21 protein-coding genes and 2 pseudogenes are annotated in these 18,594 nt (G+C 56.0%); 11 read left to right on the top strand and 12 right to left on the bottom strand.

The window, feature by feature from the left end:
* Positions 1 to 19 precede the first annotated feature (19 nt).
* Positions 20 to 340, bottom strand: coding sequence for a PepSY domain-containing protein (locus QO002_RS28145; RefSeq protein WP_307236186.1), 321 nt, complete (start codon positions 338 to 340; stop codon positions 20 to 22).
* A gap of 326 nt (positions 341 to 666) precedes the next feature.
* Between QO002_RS28145 and QO002_RS28140 the strand changes: the two genes are divergently transcribed.
* Positions 667 to 1,155: a hypothetical protein gene (locus QO002_RS28140; protein ID WP_307236184.1), complete on the top strand. Its 489-nt coding sequence runs from the start codon at positions 667 to 669 to the stop codon at positions 1,153 to 1,155.
* Between the two features lie 678 nt (positions 1,156 to 1,833).
* Positions 1,834 to 2,010 (top strand): annotated as a pseudogene (locus QO002_RS28135) (transposase); the annotation flags it as partial.
* Positions 2,011 to 2,224: 214 nt separating this feature from the next.
* Here the strand turns inward: QO002_RS28135 and QO002_RS28130 are convergent.
* The 4 genes from QO002_RS28130 to QO002_RS28110 form a co-directional block, all read right to left on the bottom strand.
* A complete protein-coding gene (locus QO002_RS28130) occupies positions 2,225 to 3,790 on the bottom strand; it encodes a putative bifunctional diguanylate cyclase/phosphodiesterase (protein ID WP_307236182.1) in 1,566 nt (521 codons plus the stop codon).
* Between the two features lie 525 nt (positions 3,791 to 4,315).
* Complete coding sequence (locus tag QO002_RS28120) at positions 4,316 to 5,623, bottom strand: Nramp family divalent metal transporter (protein ID WP_307236180.1); 1,308 nt, start codon at positions 5,621 to 5,623, stop codon at positions 4,316 to 4,318.
* Between the two features lie 354 nt (positions 5,624 to 5,977).
* Positions 5,978 to 6,589, bottom strand: coding sequence for a general stress protein (locus tag QO002_RS28115; protein WP_307236178.1), 612 nt, complete (start codon positions 6,587 to 6,589; stop codon positions 5,978 to 5,980).
* Between the two features lie 33 nt (positions 6,590 to 6,622).
* Positions 6,623 to 6,943 carry a PepSY domain-containing protein gene (locus QO002_RS28110; RefSeq protein WP_307236176.1) on the bottom strand — a complete coding sequence of 107 codons (321 nt, stop codon included), beginning with the start codon at positions 6,941 to 6,943 and terminating at the stop codon, positions 6,623 to 6,625.
* Positions 6,944 to 7,360: 417 nt separating this feature from the next.
* Here QO002_RS28110 and QO002_RS28105 point away from each other — a divergent pair, with 417 nt between their 5' ends.
* The 6 genes from QO002_RS28105 to QO002_RS28080 all read left to right on the top strand — a co-directional run bounded on the left by QO002_RS28105 (position 7,361) and on the right by QO002_RS28080 (position 12,004).
* A complete protein-coding gene (locus QO002_RS28105) occupies positions 7,361 to 7,636 on the top strand; it encodes a hypothetical protein (RefSeq protein ID WP_307236174.1) in 276 nt (91 codons plus the stop codon).
* A gap of 489 nt (positions 7,637 to 8,125) precedes the next feature.
* A complete protein-coding gene (locus tag QO002_RS28100) occupies positions 8,126 to 8,767 on the top strand; it encodes a BA14K family protein (protein WP_307236172.1) in 642 nt (213 codons plus the stop codon).
* Positions 8,768 to 8,889: 122 nt separating this feature from the next.
* The gene (locus QO002_RS28095) at positions 8,890 to 10,290 is read left to right on the top strand and encodes a sensor histidine kinase (RefSeq protein ID WP_307236170.1); all 1,401 of its coding nucleotides are present in this window, start codon (positions 8,890 to 8,892) and stop codon (positions 10,288 to 10,290) included.
* Positions 10,287 to 10,940: a LuxR C-terminal-related transcriptional regulator gene (locus QO002_RS28090; RefSeq protein WP_307236293.1), complete on the top strand. Its 654-nt coding sequence runs from the start codon at positions 10,287 to 10,289 to the stop codon at positions 10,938 to 10,940. Before QO002_RS28095 ends, QO002_RS28090 begins: the two co-directional genes overlap by 4 nt.
* An 89-nt stretch (positions 10,941 to 11,029) precedes the next feature.
* The gene (locus QO002_RS28085; RefSeq protein ID WP_307236168.1) at positions 11,030 to 11,431 is read left to right on the top strand and encodes a DUF1236 domain-containing protein; all 402 of its coding nucleotides are present in this window, start codon (positions 11,030 to 11,032) and stop codon (positions 11,429 to 11,431) included.
* A 381-nt stretch (positions 11,432 to 11,812) separates the two neighbouring features.
* Positions 11,813 to 12,004, top strand: coding sequence for a hypothetical protein (locus tag QO002_RS28080; protein WP_307236166.1), 192 nt, complete (start codon positions 11,813 to 11,815; stop codon positions 12,002 to 12,004).
* Between the two features lie 10 nt (positions 12,005 to 12,014).
* Here QO002_RS28080 and QO002_RS28075 read toward each other — a convergent pair whose 3' ends face one another.
* Entirely contained in the window at positions 12,015 to 12,446 is a 432-nt protein-coding gene (locus QO002_RS28075) for a hypothetical protein (protein ID WP_307236164.1), read from the bottom strand.
* A gap of 376 nt (positions 12,447 to 12,822) precedes the next feature.
* On the opposite strand from QO002_RS28075, the gene QO002_RS28070 reads away from it, so the two are divergent.
* From QO002_RS28070 to QO002_RS28060, 3 genes and pseudogenes are all read left to right on the top strand, one after another.
* Positions 12,823 to 13,116, top strand: a complete 294-nt coding sequence (locus QO002_RS28070) for a hypothetical protein (protein WP_307236162.1) — start codon at positions 12,823 to 12,825, stop codon at positions 13,114 to 13,116.
* Positions 13,113 to 13,364, top strand: coding sequence for a hypothetical protein (locus QO002_RS28065; protein ID WP_307236159.1), 252 nt, complete (start codon positions 13,113 to 13,115; stop codon positions 13,362 to 13,364). Before QO002_RS28070 ends, QO002_RS28065 begins: the two co-directional genes overlap by 4 nt.
* 282 nt (positions 13,365 to 13,646) lie before the next feature.
* Positions 13,647 to 13,736 (top strand): annotated as a pseudogene (locus tag QO002_RS28060) (thermonuclease family protein); the annotation flags it as partial.
* A 68-nt stretch (positions 13,737 to 13,804) separates the two neighbouring features.
* Here the strand turns inward: QO002_RS28060 and QO002_RS28055 are convergent.
* The 6 genes from QO002_RS28055 to QO002_RS28030 form a co-directional block, all read right to left on the bottom strand.
* Positions 13,805 to 14,137 (bottom strand): hypothetical protein, encoded by a 333-nt coding sequence (locus QO002_RS28055; protein WP_307236157.1) that lies wholly within the window; start codon positions 14,135 to 14,137, stop codon positions 13,805 to 13,807.
* 46 nt (positions 14,138 to 14,183) lie between these two features.
* Positions 14,184 to 14,384, bottom strand: coding sequence for a hypothetical protein (locus QO002_RS28050; RefSeq protein WP_307236155.1), 201 nt, complete (start codon positions 14,382 to 14,384; stop codon positions 14,184 to 14,186).
* 1,464 nt (positions 14,385 to 15,848) lie between these two features.
* Positions 15,849 to 16,115, bottom strand: coding sequence for a LysR family transcriptional regulator (locus QO002_RS28045; RefSeq protein WP_307236153.1), 267 nt, complete (start codon positions 16,113 to 16,115; stop codon positions 15,849 to 15,851).
* Between the two features lie 1,549 nt (positions 16,116 to 17,664).
* On the bottom strand, positions 17,665 to 18,021 hold the full coding sequence (locus tag QO002_RS28040; protein ID WP_307236151.1) for a hypothetical protein: 357 nt from the start codon (positions 18,019 to 18,021) through the stop codon (positions 17,665 to 17,667).
* On the bottom strand, positions 17,948 to 18,238 hold the full coding sequence (locus tag QO002_RS28035; RefSeq protein ID WP_307236149.1) for a hypothetical protein: 291 nt from the start codon (positions 18,236 to 18,238) through the stop codon (positions 17,948 to 17,950). The genes QO002_RS28040 and QO002_RS28035 overlap by 74 nt, the downstream gene beginning before the upstream one ends.
* Before the next feature lie 82 nt (positions 18,239 to 18,320).
* Positions 18,321 to 18,557, bottom strand: a complete 237-nt coding sequence (locus QO002_RS28030; RefSeq protein ID WP_307236291.1) for a hypothetical protein — start codon at positions 18,555 to 18,557, stop codon at positions 18,321 to 18,323.
* Positions 18,558 to 18,594 lie beyond the last annotated feature (37 nt).

Here is an 18,594-nt window from a genome sequence, read left to right as displayed (position 1 = left end):
TTGTTGTTCTTGCCTGCATTTACTTGGCGACGATGTTTCCCTGGTAGTCCAACGATACCATTACGGCCTTACCGTCCTTGGTCGCCTTGCCCTGCCAGACGCCCTTGTCATCGAGCTTCAGCTCCGTGACATCTGCATAACCAGCTTCGACGATGCGGTCCTTGGCTTGGCCTTCGGTGAAGCTGTTCGCACCTTCGACGGGTGCGGTCGCGTTCTGATCCGAGGGTGTGGCGACGGCCGGAGTGTCGCCGTCAGGGTTAGGAGCGGGCTTTGTTGCCTGGGCGAATACCGAGGTTGCGGAAAAGGCGATGGCCGCCGTGGCGATGAGAAGTTTTTTCATTGGGTTCTCCTTGCGGGATCGTGAGCGTCCCGCGGCGAAAGAACACACCGACAGGAAAATAGTTCCAAGGCTGTCGCCTATGCTCATTCCGGTTCAACGTGGTTGTCAAAATAACCTCGCATGAGGAGTCATGGCTCAATGCGTTATCACACGGCTTTCAGCGCACCAGAAATTGGCCATTGTCCGCGGAAGCGCCGCGATATCTGCTTTTGGAATGGAACCACGGTCGCCTTTACAACCGACGGGAAGCCGCCAAGCGGCTACCCAGCCCGACAATGGAACTTTTGAGCGCTCGCGGACTTCTGATTCCAAACAGGAGAAACCACATGCAAGACCCGAACAAATCCCCCGCAGTACAGTCGCTGAAGATCGAGCAGGAAGCCCAACGCGAACGCGCGTCGGAAGGTAATCTCGAGATAGGCATCGAGGATACTTTTCCCGCTTCGGATCCAGTCGCTGCCACCCAGGCTGCCGTGTCGACGGGCAGGATTGACGCGGAAGAGGCAAACCGCGTGCGCCAGCAGCCTGAAGGGAACGAAGAATTTCCACTGGTGGAACAGGCCCTCCGCTCAACTGAAGCAGAGTACCGTTGCGACGAAGAGGTCACGAACGGTCGCGATCGCCTGCGAGCGCTGCGCCGAGACGCCAACCATCTCGCCGAGACGGCATCGGAAATGGCAGCCGGAGCGACATCGCTCGCGAAGTCCGAAGTCCGAAGCCTGTTACAGGATGTCGAAACTAAGATCCGGGATCGACCGATCTCGGCCATTGCTATCGTCGCCGGCCTCGCCTTCGTGTTCGGTGCTACCCGCTAGGAGGCCGACATAATTTCAAAGTGGACAGAAGTCTCCCTTCTTGGAGTTCGCTGCGCTGCTCGAGCAAGGGCAATTAGGTTTGGTCGAGGTATCTGGCGACTGTATCCCGATCACTGCCCCCTTATACAAGTAGCCATTCATCGCAAACCAGCTAGTGCCGTCTGAACAATGCATCCATCAACTTGATCTGAGACCGAGTGCCATTTTTGTATTCGCTAATGAGGATTTTCGCCTCCTCCGAAGCGTCTTTTCGATTGACGTGATTTTCTTTGCACCAGACGTCGAGGACGCTCTGCAGAAGGAAGATATCTTTAGGCGGAATGCTGGTTTCGTATAGGTTCATTTGTGCTCTCTCCCAGGACGACAAATTGCCCCTCTCTGCCGCCCCCGGCATTGGCTAACAATCTGATCTGAGCCCATCGAGCCTTCAATAAAAAAAGATAATACAGTCGAAAAAATTCTCCGACAGAGCAAGGGATGGGTCAACTGGATTGGTCGCGGTTAGAAAACGCCGACGTCGGCTACAGCGTAACCGCCCGATTGGCACCGCCTGCCGCCTAAGGCTCTGATGGCCTAAGACACGTATTTAACGACGTCGTTAGCGACGTGTCTTATGCGGGGATTGCGATGCGCGTTGAAATTCTTGGGCATGAACGTCGTCGTTGATGGCGCGACGATGAGAAGATTGCAATTGTGCTGTCGGTTGGGGATGCTGGAGCCACGATCACCGAGGTTGCTAATCGACACGATTTAACGCGCCAGCAGATTTACGCTTGGCGTAGCGAGCTCAAGAAGAAGGGGCTGCTCGCGGCGTCTTCCAATGCATTGTTCATCAAAGAAAAATCTCCGCGGTAGCAATCGGGCGGTTACGCCACTCCGCGATAGGATTCTCTTGCTAACCGATGTCTTTAGATGGCGGCCTTTTCGGCAAACAGATTTCACGCAGACTTGAGTTTTTGGTCGATGAACCACGTCTCGCGACTATATGAGTACGACGTCGCTCGCCGAGGCTTTCGCCGTCATACGCGAGGCAATGGCAAGCCGATGGGCCTTTGTCAGGTGCTCGCGACTATCCCACCCTTAGGATCTCAGTACGATTGCGAATGAACGCTGGCACTTCTTCCTGGGGCATCGCTTTTCCGAACAGATATCCTTGTCCGAAGTCACATCCCTGTCCGAGATAGTAGCCGAGCTGAGAATTCTCTTCGATTCCTTCGACGGTTGTTTTGAGATTGAGGCTGCGACCGAGGCTCAAGATCGCACCGATAATCTTTGCATTTTTCTCGTTGGCTACGGATCCGGACACGAAGCTTTTGTCGATTTTGATCTTGTCGAACTGGAAACGTGCAAGCTGGGAAAGGCTGGAATATCCGGTGCCGAAATCATCAAGTGCCACTTGGATTCCGGCGGCATGCAACTTCTGAAGCGTCGCCGCTGCCAAATCGGGATCACCCATCAAGGCATTTTCTGTAATCTCTATTTCCAGTCTTGGTGCTCCGAAACCAGTGTCCTTCATGATTTGAAGGATTCGGTTTACCAGCAGACGGTCTTCGATCTGGATTGGAGACACGTTGAATGACAACGTGAGGTGTTCTGGCCATGCAGCGGCATCTCTGCACGCTGTCTGGAGCAACTGGGAAAACAGGGTAGTAATCAAACCCGTCTCCTCCGCGACGGGGATAAAGCGATCCGGCGGCACAAACGTGCCATCGAGCTTGCGCCAGCGGGCAAGAGCCTCGAAACCGCAGAGGCTGCCGGTCTTGAGATCTATCAATGGTTGGTAAAAGGGCACGATACTCCGGTCTTCAATAGCGCTTCGCAACTCACCCTCGAGTTTGGCGCGGGCTGTCACGTTTTCCTGCATTTCCCATTGGAACAGAGAATGCTGGTTGTGGGCCCTGCCCTTCGCTTCATAAAGTGCAATGTCGGAGCAATGACGAACTTCTTCAAGAGACGCACCATGTTCAGGCAGCCGAGCGTATCCGACGCTAGCGCCTACCGCGGTTGGATGAGACCCGATGTGTATGGCGCGCGAAATTGAATGTATCAAAAGCTTAGCGAACAATGCCTCCTTCTCTGGTGGCATGTCTTGGGCGATCACTACAAACTCGTCGCCGCCGAACCTGAATACGCATTCGTGGTTTGCGAGCGCACAGATCCTTCGGGCCACTTCCTTCAAAAGCGCATCGCCACCTTGGTGACCAAGCAAATCGTTCACTTTTTTAAAGCCGTCGAGGTCGATAGAAAACACGGTCGCCATTTCGCGCACGGCATCCGGCAATGAGTTACCAATTGGCAGCACCTTGGGGGAGAGAACATAGCGATCGAAACTGTAACGGTTCGGAAGCTTGGTGAGGTTGTCATGGGTCGCGATGTAGTCTGCTTTCTCAAAAGCCTTTCGACGGGCAAGCATTTCACTGCGCATGGCGAGAATACGAAGTCCTGAGTAGATGAAGCTTGAGGTTCCGGCCACCATCAGCGTGATGATTATGAGATGGGTTCTGCCCGCGCTGGCGACTTCGACAGCGTGCAAAATGGGCCCTCGAAAAAGCAAACAGCATAGCCAGACCACGAGGCCGCCAGCCGACACAAGGATGAGCTGTCTCCCAGCTCTGCTGCAAAGAAATTCGTTCATACCCCACCTCTTGGAGGTATGCTATCAAGAGAGCATTAAAGGATGACTACGCTAAACGCAGAAGTGCCCCAGCGAGGGTTCGCTGAAACCCCTACAATTACCGAAGTTTGCACGGCGAACCGCTCATCCGAGTGGGCTAGGCTGCTCGTCAGCTTCATTTCGGGGAGACCCGTACTGAATGCGTGGGCCCGACATTCTTCTGATCGAGATCCTTCTGCCGTCCGGTTCTGACGCGATGTTCAGTAGTCAGTCGTCCGTATCAAGGTGGCTCAGCAGAGGATCGGAGAACAGAACTACCGCAATCTCCGCTTGGCGGCGGCAGTCACTAACGGAATGAACGCTGCGGTGATCGATGAAGATCGAGCGCTCCTGTCATCGACGCGAGACTCTTCCATTTGTGGGAAGGCACTTTCAATTCAAGACACATGCCACGGCGTGTCCTCTGCAAAAATCCGTTGCATGTCCACGCATATGTGCCTCCATCTCACCTCGGGCACCCTTTCCTACCGACGCACCCACACCTGTTCAGAAAATAATCATTGCAATCGCTGCAATGGCCATCACGCCCGTCGCCCCCCAGCCAAACACCAGCGTCGTCGGCGACGCCGTGAATTCCTTCATCCGGTCGCGCCGGCTCACCACCATCATCATAGCCATCATGATCGGCACGGCGACGAAGCCGTTGATGACCGCGCTCCAAAACAATGCCTTAATTGGATCGATCGGTGCGAACTCAATGCCGAGCCCGAGCAGTGTGGCTGCTGCAATCACACCGTAGAAGCCGTATGCCTCCCAAGGCTTGTGCTCGAGGCCGCATTTCCAATCCTGGCTTTCGCCGAACGCGTAGGCCGCCGATCCTGCAAGGACTGGAATTGAGAGCATGCCGGTTCCGATGATGCCGAGGCTGAACAGCACGAAGGCGAATTCGCCTGCAACAGGCTTCAACGCCTCCGCGACGTCGGCGGCGGACCCGATCTCGGTCTTTCCATGCGCGTGAAGCGTGGCTGCTGTGCTCATCATAATCACAATGGCGACGATGTTCGAAACTGCCATCCCAGCGAAGGTGTCAAGGCGTATCCGCTTGAGTTCCTTGGGAGCCTGTTGCGGTGCCTCCTTGAGTGGCTCGGCGGCATCCTTGCGGTCGATCTCCTCGACCTCCTGACTAGACTGCCAGAAGAACAGATATGGGCTGATGGTTGTCCCGAGGATGGCGACGACGACGGTGAAGCTGTTGCCGGACAACGGAAAGGATGGCCAGACAAATCCCCTGAGAGCCGCCAGCCAGTCGATCTCCACGACGAACAGAACGGCGACGTAGCTGAGCAACACTAGCGTCAGCCACTTTAAATACTGGGCGTAGCGCTCGTAGGGAATGAACATCTGCAGACCAAGCGACAGCAGGGCAAAGAACATCGTTGCAGGCAGGCTGGGAACGCCCGTCGCCAATTCCGCTGAAGCGCCCATGGCTGCGAGGTTGGCACCGATGTTGATGGTGTTGGCGGTGAACAGAAGAAGCACGAGCCCAATGACCAGCGGCCTTGGCCATATCGCGCCCATGTTGGTTGCGAGCCCACATCCGGTGACCCGTCCTATACGAGCGCTGATAAGCTGAATGGCGCACATCAGCGGATAGGTCAGAAGCATCGTCCAAAGCATGTTGAAGCCGAATTGGGCTCCTGCCTGCGAATAGGTGGCGATGCCACTTGGATCATCGTCCGCGGCCCCAGTGATCAGACCGGGACCAAGCTGCTTGAGAACGCTTTCCGCTTTCCCTGCTGATGGTGCCGGGTTGGTGCCCCTGCGGGAGAGCGATAGTTCAGATGTCGAATTCATAGAGTGCATCCTGTGGTACAGAACAGCGAACGCGATTCACGCTTTTCAGACTTCGAGATCGTTATCCCAAGCCTCAAGCAAGCCTTCCGATTTAGCCTTCGGATGAGACAGGCGGTTGGCCCTATGACTGAAGTGGAGAGCGATCGCGCAGGGTCGTTTTGATCAAGGGTCAACCCTCGCAGGGTGGCGATCGCGCTTGTTCCGCTGATCGGGCTCGCCTGAAAGGTGGAGTTGCGGCGAGTACGCCAACTTCCAATGCAGTGATCGGTTTTACCCAAGTCATGCTCGTTAGACAGCTGATGTAATCGCGGCGGAGCCCGCGCGGGGCTCCGTCCGTATTGCAAGTCGTCACACCTATCTTGACGCCCGCCCCGCATAACGCGCGCGCTCGGCATCGATTTCTGCCTGCGAATAAGGATCGGCCTTGTCGTCGAAAGAGGTCCAGCCCTGACCTTCATATACGCTCCGGCGGGCCGGAAGATCGACCCAGTTCGAGCGTTGGAGAATTGCTTCGGCCTCCGGGGCACGGGTATCGTCAACCTTTGCGGTCACCAGGGTACCCCCGCGGCGAACGCCTTCGGCATAAACATGGGCATCGCGCTCGTCGACGCCCGAATCCGTTAGGGCACCGACGATACCTCCCGCGGCACCACCGACGACAGCACCAGCGACTGCGCCGGCAGCCGTGGCCGCCAGCCAGCCTGCGGCAACAACCGGGCCGACACCTGGGATAGCCATAATGCCAAGACCCGTCAGCAGACCGCCGACGCCGCCCACGGCAGCACCGATGCCAGCGCCTGTGCCCGCACCTTCGGCGGCGTCATCGTCATCGTCGTTGTAGCGTCCGTCCGAATTATTGGAGACGATGCTGATGTCGCTGTCTGAAATGCCTGCCGCCTTGAGCTGCTCGACGGCCGAGCTTGCATCTGAATACGTGTCAAAAAGGCCTGTCACTGTTTTCGTCATGGGGTTTCTCCTCGTTGTTGTTCTTGCCTGCATTTACTTGGCGACGATGTTTCCCTGGTAGTCCAACGATACCATTACGGCCTTACCGTCCTTGGTCGCCTTGCCCTGCCAGACGCCCTTGTCATCGAGCTTCAGCTCCGTGACATCTGCATAACCAGCTTCGACGATGCGGTCCTTGGCTTGGCCTTCGGTGAAGCTGTTCGCACCTTCGACGGGTGCGGACGTGTTCTGATCCGAGGGTGTGGCGACGGCCGGAGTGTCGCCGTCAGGGTTAGCAGCAGGCTTTGTTGCCTGGGCGAATACCGAGGTTGCGGAAAAGGCGATGGCCGCCGTGGCGATGAGAAGTTTCTTCATTGGGTTCTCCATGTCGGGATCGGTGAATGATCCTCGGCAAGGGAACACACGTGGAATCAAATGGTTCCGACAGGCTGCGCACGCCAGTAGCGCACTAGACCTATGCCTGATCTGTCGCAGACTTAAGTCCTACTTTAGTGCGATTGGCCTAATCGAATGCAGTTTCAACATGAGACGCCGAACCCCACGCTCTCTTCACATCGTATATCCGCTTGAGCATTTCAGAAACGCTTTTCGGCAGCCGCTAGCATGCGCTGAGATATGCGGGATGTGACTTAAGTCCTGTTTGAAACAGCATTGGTCTAGTTGGGGTTGCAACTGTCAGGCGTGCAGCGATGGAGTGGCTCGCTCGAGCCAACGGCCGAATCCGAAACTGCCACTGTCTTTTTTCCCAAACCCCATTCCTAGGAAAATATAATGACTGTCGAAAATCGCCGTGCACTTGTCGGTCGCTTAATTGAACGAGAAGCTGCCGCAGGTCGTGCGATTGCCAGAGACGCAGATTTTATGATGCTTGCCGCGCTTTGGATCGACGGCGAAATCGACGTGCCCGAAATGCGTAGGCGCTATCAAATCATTCGCAATACCCGCCTGGGCAAAAAGAAGCTTTCTTCAACGAGCTCGCAGTCGCCAGCAACCTTCGAGGTTGTTTCCGACGAGAGTGCGTATTTTTTCGATCGGACGGATGTCTGACAGTGAGATCGGGCGCTTGGTCCATATTTTGAAATACGCTCCGAGCAACCTTTCAATCTTTACTTTGACAAGACTTCTGGTGGCACCAAGAAAAAGAAGGCAGGGACCTAGCCAACGCATTCCAAGCACCGAGGGCGACACCGCATCGCTTGCGGCAAGGCCCAGCCGACCTCGTGCAGGACGTGCTGGACCACCGGGCGCGCAGGTCGCCAAGTGGCGGGCGACCTCGATCGCGAAGACTAAAGCAATGATTGCGCGCTCTCAGACATGATGCCATTCAGGACTTAAGTCCTGCTTTCCAACAGCAAAGGACTAACGGGCTCAGTATCGACGTTGTGAGCCGGAACTCCGGTACCCCAGTGGCGTTTGGTGGCTCAATGACAACGCTATCGGAATGAGGCAGGCGAGTTCACGCTGAAGCCTTCCCAGGATGGCCGTTCTCCCTTGCCTCGATTGGCTTGGGAACGATCCGGACGCAGGAGCCAATCGATGACCTATCCTATCCTGCCCGTGGTGGGCATCACACTCTCGCTCACTGCGATCGCCGGGAGTGTCATGGCAATCCCCAATTACCTTCCCGAGCGTGAAGTCAAAAAGCTGGGCAGCACAGACATCACATCGCTCTGGACATCCCATCCCGTGTCGGTCGATCCCAGCAAGCAGAATTTTGACCGACTTCCCGCTCTCGTCGTTGAACCGCCGAAATCGGCGGAGCTGAACTCCGGCGTGGACAACATCGTCGCAAGCGTGATCCAACCTTCGAGGCAGTTCGCCCGCCCCGATGTGATCGAAGGTGAAACGGAGAGCGTCGGCCCGACCTCAAATTTCCAGCCCAACACGGCCGTGGCCAAGTGGTGCGCCGACCGATATAGGTCCTATCGCGCTTCGGACAACACATTTCAGCCATACAGCGGCGCACGCCGTCAATGTGAGCCGCCGTTCGCAGCTACCGTTCAGAACACTGTGACCGCGGACGTGGTGCAGGAAGCTTCCAACAGAGGTGAGATCGAATATTCCGGAGAGAACCATGTACAGTGGTGCTTCGCGCGCTATCGCTCCTATAACCCGGACAACAATACATATCGGGCATTCAGCGGCGAAATTCGCTCCTGCGTGTCTCCATACATTTGAAAAAACGAGGTCCTGGATTCGTAAGTGATCGCACTCCCAATCGTTGACGAAACGCCCTCCTGCCTTAGTTGTGACAAACAGTTCGCTGGCAAACAATGCGGCGTTGGGAGTTTCTGACAAGCATGCACGCGGTCTTCAAAGGCAATCACTGGAAAGCGCTCTCGCTGGCTCAGCAGTTTCTTCTCGTTGGAGGCCTCGTCTCACTGGTCGCGACCATCATCGTCGGAGCATTTTTGACGAGCCTCATCGAAGATGCCGTCACCAGGAACTCTGGAGCCGCGACCGCGCTTTACGTCGACAGCGTCATCGCACCTCTGCTGCCGGACATGCAGAACAGCACGGCCCTGAGCGACTCCGTCAAACAGGCTTTGGACGAGACGTTGGGCCAGGGAGCGCTCGGCAAGCGATTGATGTCCTTCAAGCTTTGGCGGGCCGACGGCACGATCCTGTACTCAAACAACAGGCAACAGATCGGGCAGAAGCTGCCTATCAGCGACGGTCTGCAGACAGCGCTCACCGGAAAAATGGTCGCCGAGTATGACGACGTCGACGATGTTGGGAGCGAAAGCGAACGCGAAAGTGGCATACCGCTGCTTGAAGTCTACAATCCAGTTCTTCAGCCTTGGTCCGGCGATGTCGTCGCTGTTCTTGAGTTCTACGAGATCGCCACCGACTTTCAGCACAGCTTGAACCATGCCCGGCTGCAAAGCTGGATCGCCGTGGTGGCGTTCACCATGACATTCTTCGCCATTCTTTCGGCTCTCGTGTTTAAAGGGAGCAGGATGATCGACAGTCAGCGTGAGGCGTTGAAGAAGCGCATTCAGGACTTGTCCAACCTTCTCACGCAGAATGGCGAACTCAGTTCGAAACTCCAGCGTGCGAGCCAACGCACGACGGCCTTGAACGAGCGATACCTGCGACGCCTGGGAGCGGAACTGCACGATGGGCCGGCACAGCTTGTTGCGCTTGCGGCTCTCAAAGTCGACAGCGACGTGATCAGCAATCCTCGCACGTCGCGGAAGGTACGGGATGGAGAACTCACATCCATCCGATCCAGCCTGGATGACGCCATGCAGGAAATTCGGGCGATCTGCAGTGGCCTCGTCCTTCCGCAGATCGAAGGAGCCGACCTGGGGGAGATCATCGAACGAGCCCTAAAAGCGCATTTGCAGCGCACGGGCACAACGGTGAGGCTCTCGCTGTCTCCAACATCGCCGCCGCTGTCGTTATCGGCAAAGATCTGCGTCTTCCGCTTCGTGCAGGAGGCGCTCAACAACGGGTTCCGCCACGGCGGCGGAGTTGGACAATATGTCGTCCAGACCTTCGACGGGCAGAACGTGTCCATAACCGTCGGCGACAGCGGTCCGGGCTTCGACCCGGCGGATATCAAACCGTCCAGCCTTGGGCTATCGGGCCTGCACGAACGGGTTGAGAGCTTAGGCGGACATTTTGACCTGAAGACATCGAACCAGGGAACCGTGCTGCGCATGTCCCTGAACCTGAATGAAATGGAACCAGCCTGATGAAAGAGATCACCATAGCCGTTGTCGACGATCATCCGCTCTTCCGTGAGGGTGTCATGCGTATCCTCTCGGAAATCCCAGGCTTCCGAATCGTCGGCGAAGGATCCACGTCTGATGAGGCGCTTGCACTGAGCGCCACTCTCAAGCCCGGCATCTTGCTCATGGATATCTCGATGCCCGGCGGCGGGCTGAATGCGATCGTGCCCATCCTGCAGGAGAACCCCGGCCAGAAGATTATCATGCTGACGGTCTCGGAGATGAGCGATGATGTGATGAGTGCTCTGGCGAAAGGCGCAAAAGGCTATGTGCTGAAAGGCGTCGGGTCACGGATTCTAGCCGACATCGTCAGATCGGTGGACGCGGGCGACACTTACGTCTCGCCTTCGTTGTCGGCGCGGTTGCTGTCAGACATGTCATCACACGCAGCCACGGCAAAGCACGGAAATCCGATCGACAATCTGACGAATCGCGAGCAGGAAGTCTTGAACCTCGTGGCCGAGGGCCTCAGTAACAAGCGGATAGCACTCCGGCTTGGCGTGCACGAGAAGACGATCAAGCAGCACATGACCCACATCTTCGCAAAGCTGGGGATCAGCAACAGAACTGAAGCGGCCATGACGCTGCTCAACGCGAAGGCTTGGAGGACTTAAGTCCTGCCTGGTTACGGCATAGGTCGTGGCCGGGAACAGGTTTGATTTCGTGACGTTCAGCTCCTGTGAAAAAACATTTGGAGACTGTCATGAACACGAAACTGATTCTCGCATCGGCCTTTGTCACGCTCGCCCTTGGCGGCTCGGCCCTCGCCGATGACGCCAACAGTGCGGTCACGGGTGCGGCAGGCGGTGCTGTCACGGGTGCGATCGTCGGCGGTCCGGTAGGTGCTGCCATCGGTGGTGCTGTCGGCCTCGTCGCAGGTGCCGCCATCGACCCGCCGCCGGAACGCATCGTCACCTATGTCCAGCAGCAGCCTGTCCAGAATTCCGTCGTGGTCAAGCAGCCGATCGTCGTCGGCAAGCCTGTCCCGCAGGAGGTCGTCCTGATGCCGATCGCTGAAGATCCGCGCTATTCGTACACCGTCGTCAACGACCAGCGCGTCATCGTCGACCCGCAGACCCGCACTGTCGTGCAGGTCATCCAGTAACGCCAGCCAGCGCCGGGTAACCCGACCGCGCGCAGGAGACAGACTATGAACAGCTTGATCTGGCTCGTCGGAGCCGTCGTGATCATCGGCGCAATCCTGTCATTCGTCGGATTCGCCTGAATTACTGCCCGAGGCGACGTTGCAGTCGTTGCCTCGGGCCTATTTCAATCCTTGAGGGGCCGACATGTCCTACAATAATTCTCGTGAACCAGCCGCGTCTGTTGGCGGGCCGATCATCCTCTTGTTCGTGATCGTGGCGACAGCGACGGCGGCGGTTTTTTCGACTGGCCTTGCTGGCCCTACGGATCGGCGTGTTGCAGTGGTTCTGCCCTCCGTCGACAAAGCTCGCTGACCCACGTTGAACCGCGGAAGGAACACCTCATGTGGCTGGAGCTGACATCCGAGACCGATGAGAAATTGTACGTGAATGTCGACCAGTTTGTGGCCATCTATCCTGTGAACGACGACAAGCTCACAAAGGTCCTGACACCCGGCGGTCCGATCATGATTAAGGAGCCGCTGGCGTTCATCCAGTCGAAGCTCGAACAATTGACCGCGCGAACATCAACTTGAGCCGCACCGTTCAGTGAAGAAAGAACCGAAGCCGAATCTCGTCTCCTAAGGTGGCACGACGGTTCACGATGGTGCGGCCTTTTGAGTCCTTCATGATGTATCTGCCGTTCCGCACGACTTCGCTGATCCCATCGTCATGGCGAACCGAGAGCGATGCAGCGCTGCCTTTGGTAGTCACACTCTTGTCCTTGGCCCCGCGAGTATCTGAGTTTCCCGGTGTCTCGCTCTTGCCGCTCTTGTTGCCGTTTTCTCCGCCATTCCCGTTGCCACCGCCGTTCCCATTGCCACCGCCATTTCCGTGGTTGCCGTTTCCCGCAAGCGCGGTTTGCAGAGCGAAGCCGAAGGAGAAATCCGTGATGTTCGCCGAGCAGGGGGCCGTTGCGATCAACGCACCCAGGACAATCGAGAGCTGGAGATGGACGGTTTTCCGGCGCGTTGCCATGACTTACTCCCTGAAAGCAAAGCTGTCCGGTCATCACTAGCAAAGCGGCCGAACGACGTCAGAGCGGAGACCCACGAGCGCCTCTGCTAAGCCTATACTCTGGATACGCTCGACTGGATCGTCAACGCGCGGCCGTCACTTTAGGGCGCGCACGAGACCTTTCCTTGAGTTCTCGTAGACCAAGGTCCCGTGACCTGATGGTTGAAAGTCCACGCCGTTGGAATGCATCTTTCCCATTCAGACGCCGAAGGTCTGGGTTCCATAGAGGACTGAAGTCGGATGCCGTGCCGAAATTAAATACGCTATCATCGCCGGCAGCCTGATCGACATCGTATGGCGCGACGACACTCAGGCGCACCATAGTGAGACAATTCACATGACCTACGGATTCACGATCTACGCCTACACATTGGGAAACGGAAGTTCTCTGTCCTATGTGGCGGATGAAGCTCGTGCATATGATGAGGCTCGCAGTCATCGAAAATTCCTGCGCGAGGATCCGAACCGACACCTTCCCGAGCGAACTGGAATCTACCGGGTTCAGTTGCGCCCCCTCCCCGTCGAAGCCATACTCGACATCCTGAACGAACACGGCAGTGTGGTAGAGAGGTTTGTTGAGGCCATGGAGCCGATCGGGGCGGTTGTCGATCTGGAGGAAGTGGCACCGTGACGCATCACGCCTGGACAATAGGATCGGGCGACCGGGACGATGTCCAGAAGGTCACGACATTGCCGGAGCTTCATGACGTGCTCCACATGCTGAAGCTCCCTGGACTGGCGCTCCCGGCCTGGTTGACGATGGATCCTTGGCGGGACAAACCGCCTGCTGATGGCCGATATGTCTTCAACGAGGGCGGCTCGAATGAGTGGTCGGTGGTCTGGACGAAGGTCACCTACGGGCCTGGCGACGAAAGCTGAAATGTTCTCGGCGAAGTTTTCACAATGTCGGCAAGCCTTTCAAACGCTTCGTGTTCGTGTGAGGAGGATTTCCGAAGCCCATCGTAGAACCTGCTATCGCATGGCGCGACTTTTTGCGCGCTCGGAGGTCGGTGTGAAACTCGCACTTTCCGCAGCAATCGCTCTCTTTGTCTCCCAACGCAGCCCTGCCTCAAGACGAGCGGGATCATGAGAAAGATATCTCCTAGGAAGACGCCAGAATAGCAAACGCAGGGGCCAACACGCGCATTCTGGTCACCTGCAGCGTGGCCCGAACGGGATGAGGGTGAGTATGGTCGGAAACTTCGGGTGGTGATGCGGAATGGGGGATCGATCGGCGATATACTGGTGTAGGAAGGACTGGCTCGTACATGGAGCGGCCGACGCGAGGTGTTAGTCGATCGATTTGTCCGCTCCGATTTTCAATCCCCAGCAGCCTCAACGTTATACCCGATATCCGCCGCACTTAGAAGTTCACGGGAGTTCTTGTGACTAGAATAGGCCTGAGGGGCGACGTCATATGCCAGACAGAACTCGTGGGCTGCGGCTGCTGCCGCTTCTTCATCCTTAAATGGACCTAGCACCGTGACGAAATTGTCCAACGCAATAGTTATTGTCCGATGCTCAGGATTGTACAAAAATATGGCGCTCTCCCGCCTGCCGTCACTTGTCGTCACTGCTGCCTCGAAATTCATAAAATGGGGGAAATTTAACAAAACGTCTGGTCTATCCAGCGCCCAATCGGGAAAACGCATCCACCCGTCAGCACTTAGATTCGTCAGGTCATGCAAAGCGCCGCTATCATTCCTCGACCCGGCGGGCCTTCACCAATTCTGCCGCGCAGTCGTCGGCCACGGCGGCTAAGTGAAGACCGATTTCGGGCTTTGCCAAGCCCTGAAGTTCAAGCCGCGAAATCAGTCCCGCCATTTCGGTTTCCACCTTGAAGCGAGCGGTTTTAAGCCGGTGAAAGGAAATCATCGGATGTGGATGTCTTGCGGTCATTTTTTCCCCTCGGTGGTAAATTTGAAATGGATAATTCCAAATCTAGACAACGGCGCAAGTTGTTGCTTAATTTACCATTAACGTTAAAGCTCTTGGGCGAGAGTCAGGTGAGGATGCATTTTCTGTTCATGGCGATGTTATTCGGAGCGTTGAGCTGGGTTGGTTCCTATGTTGGCACAGTACTCCTGCTCATCTATGCAAAATAGGCTGCGCTTCCTTTGGTTGCTTGCAGGCCTACTGATCTGTTGGCACCATCGCCGTGGTGGCTGCTTAACCCCGACACAGCCAAATAATAGCAGCCCAAAAACAGGCGCAGCAAATGAGCGTCGCGGCCAGCAAATGGAGATGCGGTTTCATCTCTCGTTTTCACAGCCCCAATAACGGGGGAATAAATCATTCTCACCGGTGGGCGGATTGCACTGCGACTGGCTTTTGCGGTGTAGCTGTCATGTTTTGCGTCGGGTCGGACCACACTGAAAAGTGGGCAACAAGCGTGACCAAAAGTAGCCCCGGCCAAACGATGGCAAGTAGTATTGCCAGAATTCTAGCAGACGACCAGCCGTGCCTTGGAGTTGTTGTCCCTTCCAGATACAGACAACCCCTAAACAGAATTGTGAGGGCGAAATAGGCACTGACGGCAATCAGCATTGCGAACCTCACAGCGCTGCTAAATGCACTCCCCAGGCAAAAGGCGGGCGCTTAGAATGACCAAAAGCGCCCGCAGTTAGTGCATGCTCGGATGCAGCATTCAGACACCGGTCTATGGAAAATGTTCTTTAGGGCTCGCTCGTAAAATTTTAGGGGTTAATTGAAAAAAAACACAACCTTCATATAGTGATTGTGCACGTGCAAGGCTGGGGCCCCTCGGTGTGAGGTTTGGATGACTTTGTGCACCGGGGGGTCTACTTCCGAGGATCGTCGATCCTGGTTCGCGTCAGCTTTGGTCCGGGAAACTGCGCAGCGGATCGAGGCGGCCTAAAGGGTGAGAACTGAATTCCCGCGTTCGCTACCGCTACCCCTTATTCTAGCTAATCGTCAGCCACACCAAATTGCCCCAAAATAACGTCCCTGCGACAAGCAATATGGCAAGATAAAAGCGCTTCATGTCCAATCCTTTGGCTAGCATTTGACAAAGGTCCCAATTTTGTTGCGGTGCGGTAGGCGCCCCCGCACATATTTATCAGCAACCCTAGGGTCAAGTCCGCCCCGCACCATTTGTTGCGCTGTAGCTAAAATATGTCACAATCCCCTTTGTTCTTAGGGGAGCCAGGTGCGTATTCAGATACTTATCATCGCCGTCCTCATTGGTGTCGCGGGATGGTGCGGGTCATTTTTCGCGACTCGCCACGTTTACCGAGGCGCACAGGAGTTAGGCGTGATGCCCAACCTCCATATCAAAGAACGACTCGGCATTCGCACTGATAAGGCGGATCGGTAGCATCCTCGTCGTGGAAACTTGCTCCCCTACTGCTTAAGAGCATCAATGCGCATTTCAATTTGGGCAATATGTCGCATTATTTCTGTGGCGTGCTTCGCAAACGTCTTCCCTGCAGGCGTTATCTTCACGGCCCCGCCATCTCTTTTGAATAAGGGGGGTTGAAGACGCGTTTCAAGGCCATGGATATGATTTGAAATCGCCCCCGGAGTAACCCCGCGGAGCTTTGCTGCCTGGGTGAATGAACCACGTTCGACAACGGTACAAAAAGTGTCGATCTGCGATAGAGTGATCATGAATTCATCCGGCGTGGGATCGTTCCTGGATTACTGTTTTCCTTCTCTACCGCGATTGCGACGACGAATGCGAAAATTAGCGCGGGCCAGAGAATACAGAGCGCAAGCACGGCTAGCCGGGGGAGCGTCCAAGACGCATGCTTCCACTCATTTTCAAGGTACGGCATAGCCACAAACAGTAGCGTGCCGAAACCATATAGGAATGGTGCAACAATCATCTCGCAATCCTCCCCAGGTTTGCGGCGGCGGTGGGTTCGCCGTCATTTTTGTCGCGTGATGGTCTTCCTGAAGGCAGCTCTGGTCAACTCAGCCAATGGGCCTAGCCCCCACCACCCTTCATCTTCGGATTCGGCACTAGCTAATATGGCCTAGTTCTAATATAGTCTTCCTCATTGGGGAGCAGCAATTTTCGGGTGGCGCAGTTTTCGAGAGTATATAATCGCAAGGCCCTCGCTGCGCAGCGGGGGCCTTTTTTGTTCCCTATGCTCGTCTGAGAGGTTGCTTGGCAAACATTCAGCATCTGCTAATCTAACCCGGCAGCTGCAGAGTAGGGGCCCCTCGGTGATATGGCTTGGATGGCTTACTCGCCGAGGGGTTACGCCTTAGCCCCATCAACCTTCGTCCACCTAACAGACTACTCGTCTGCGCCGCCTTCGTTGTGGGTGTAGCTGCCGTGGTCTGAATTCCCTGCTTCCATCGTGACACAGTCCTATTTTCTCTACGCCGATTTGCTCGCGCATGCCTCGGATCGCCGGCTCACTTCGAACGTGGCCAGCAGATCAACTTCATTCACGGCCCTAATCAGTTCCGCGATGAACTCGGTTGTGTGAGTCATGGTTTGAGAACCTCGATAGCTGGTTCGGGGAGGCTGTTCAGGGGCGGCGGCGCGAAAGATAAGACGAAATCTTGTCCAGCGTCCCAGTCTGCTTTGCGGCCTCGTGACGTAACGCTTTAAGTTCTCCTAGCATCCGGCCGAAGGCTGCAAGGACCACGCCTCCCACAATAGTTGGGAGCGCCCAGGTAGGCACTCCCAGTAGACCCGGACCGGGCGCATGTCCTGCGCTCATAAACACCGCCACTGCGGCACCAAACGTCACGATGACAATGCCAATCCCTGTGAATTCCAGAAACCTATCCATAGTTCCCCCCGTCCTTTAGGGAAAACTGACAGGATGCACACAGGTGTCAAGTTGGCTCAATTGTCTCGCCGGATCGAAAGAAAAACCCGAGAACTTGGCCCAAAGACAGAATTGACATGCACTCGCACGGGTTGGTGGCCGCAGCGTTCACTACCTTAAGAACGCCGTGGAACCGTTTGTGTCGTGCCCCTGTAATTGTAGGGTTACGCAATTTGAAAATGTCAGGGACCTTGTGAGGCGCTTATTGGTGCCCCCAAGTAGTCCTCGATCATTGCATGCGTGGACCACATCGCCGAGCGCCCGGTTCCCCAAACCGGACTCGAGCCATCCTGCAAGCACTCACGCAGGGTGGCTCCATTTTGCGTAGTCGCCGGGGCTAGTAAGCGCAGACCCGAATTCTGCTTTGCAGGCTAAATCAGTTCGACGCGCCAGTTTCCGACCCGGCAATGTTCTTCCAGTCGCTCCATTGCCCGTTCAACGATATCTTCCTTGATCAAGACGGGCCGCGAAGCCTCCCCATTTACGCAGTACACGCCGAGGTATTCGCGCCGGCGGGTGTCACGCAGCAGGTAAAAGAGCCCAAAGGGCGCGCAACTGATCAACTCAAAGATGCTCGTGGCATATGCCTCAAGGTTCTTGGCCTGGAAGATGCCGCCCGCCGATTGGAGAAGTGAAGGCGGCGTCTCGATCAGGTTACACCGTTCGATGGGCGTCCAGTAAACCTCGATCGGTTTCTCTTTCAGCATGTGATTGAACTGAATTCGCATCATCGATCTCCTTTGCGGTTCCTGTGCTGGGCTTCCAGCCGCGGCTGAACCCGGTTCCCATTATCAGTTCGGCGAATGCCAGTTGCTCACGGGCTTGTTTCAGATCGCCGAGCAGCGTTCGGATCGAGGCGCGCACATCCCCATCGTGCCAGGCCAGCACGGACGCGATTTCATCGACCGGACCTGCAAAAATGGTCTCGTGGGTTTCGGCGCTCATGACTTGCGGGCACACGTCTTCGATCTCCTGTTCTCACAGCAGTTGCAGGTTTTGAATTGTCATCTGTGTGGGCGTGATGCCCTTACGCGGCGAGGTCCGCGATTTCGCCAAACTGGCAAAGGATCTTCGGGTCAGTCATATCTCCGCTCTCCTCATCAACCATGACGGAATAGGCGGCAACGCCGGAATGACGTGGTGCCATAGCTGTCGCAATCTTCTCCGCACTGGCTGCACTCGATGCCTGCCTCATCTCGCCCGGCGCGATACCACCACGCACCTTCTTGAACTGAAGGATGATGAATTTTTGCGCCGTCGCCATGAAAACTACCTCGTCATTTGTTCTCATAATGTTCTCA

This window comes from Pararhizobium capsulatum DSM 1112 (assembly GCF_030814475.1).
GTDB lineage: Bacteria > Pseudomonadota > Alphaproteobacteria > Rhizobiales > Rhizobiaceae > Pararhizobium > Pararhizobium capsulatum.
The sequence above is the reverse complement of the archived record's forward strand: the minus strand, read 5'-3'. Positions and strand labels throughout refer to the sequence as shown.

Bases quoted from the DNA above. Each gene is read 5' to 3' on its own strand.
- QO002_RS28145 (WP_307236186.1), bottom strand. From the start codon at position 340: ATGAAAAAACTTCTCATCGCCACGGCGGCCATCGCCTTTTCCGCAACC.
- QO002_RS28140 (WP_307236184.1), top strand. From the start codon at position 667: ATGCAAGACCCGAACAAATCCCCCGCAGTACAGTCGCTGAAGATCGAG.
- QO002_RS28130 (WP_307236182.1), bottom strand. From the start codon at position 3,790: ATGAACGAATTTCTTTGCAGCAGAGCTGGGAGACAGCTCATCCTTGTG.
- QO002_RS28120 (WP_307236180.1), bottom strand. From the start codon at position 5,623: ATGAATTCGACATCTGAACTATCGCTCTCCCGCAGGGGCACCAACCCG.
- QO002_RS28115 (WP_307236178.1), bottom strand. From the start codon at position 6,589: ATGACGAAAACAGTGACAGGCCTTTTTGACACGTATTCAGATGCAAGC.
- QO002_RS28110 (WP_307236176.1), bottom strand. From the start codon at position 6,943: ATGAAGAAACTTCTCATCGCCACGGCGGCCATCGCCTTTTCCGCAACC.
- QO002_RS28105 (WP_307236174.1), top strand. From the start codon at position 7,361: ATGACTGTCGAAAATCGCCGTGCACTTGTCGGTCGCTTAATTGAACGA.
- QO002_RS28100 (WP_307236172.1), top strand. From the start codon at position 8,126: ATGACCTATCCTATCCTGCCCGTGGTGGGCATCACACTCTCGCTCACT.
- QO002_RS28095 (WP_307236170.1), top strand. From the start codon at position 8,890: ATGCACGCGGTCTTCAAAGGCAATCACTGGAAAGCGCTCTCGCTGGCT.
- QO002_RS28085 (WP_307236168.1), top strand. From the start codon at position 11,030: ATGAACACGAAACTGATTCTCGCATCGGCCTTTGTCACGCTCGCCCTT.
- QO002_RS28080 (WP_307236166.1), top strand. From the start codon at position 11,813: ATGTGGCTGGAGCTGACATCCGAGACCGATGAGAAATTGTACGTGAAT.
- QO002_RS28075 (WP_307236164.1), bottom strand. From the start codon at position 12,446: ATGGCAACGCGCCGGAAAACCGTCCATCTCCAGCTCTCGATTGTCCTG.
- QO002_RS28070 (WP_307236162.1), top strand. From the start codon at position 12,823: ATGACCTACGGATTCACGATCTACGCCTACACATTGGGAAACGGAAGT.
- QO002_RS28055 (WP_307236157.1), bottom strand. From the start codon at position 14,137: ATGCGTTTTCCCGATTGGGCGCTGGATAGACCAGACGTTTTGTTAAAT.
- QO002_RS28050 (WP_307236155.1), bottom strand. From the start codon at position 14,384: ATGACCGCAAGACATCCACATCCGATGATTTCCTTTCACCGGCTTAAA.
- QO002_RS28045 (WP_307236153.1), bottom strand. From the start codon at position 16,115: ATGATCACTCTATCGCAGATCGACACTTTTTGTACCGTTGTCGAACGT.
- QO002_RS28040 (WP_307236151.1), bottom strand. From the start codon at position 18,021: ATGCGAATTCAGTTCAATCACATGCTGAAAGAGAAACCGATCGAGGTT.
- QO002_RS28035 (WP_307236149.1), bottom strand. From the start codon at position 18,238: ATGAGCGCCGAAACCCACGAGACCATTTTTGCAGGTCCGGTCGATGAA.
- QO002_RS28030 (WP_307236291.1), bottom strand. From the start codon at position 18,557: ATGGCGACGGCGCAAAAATTCATCATCCTTCAGTTCAAGAAGGTGCGT.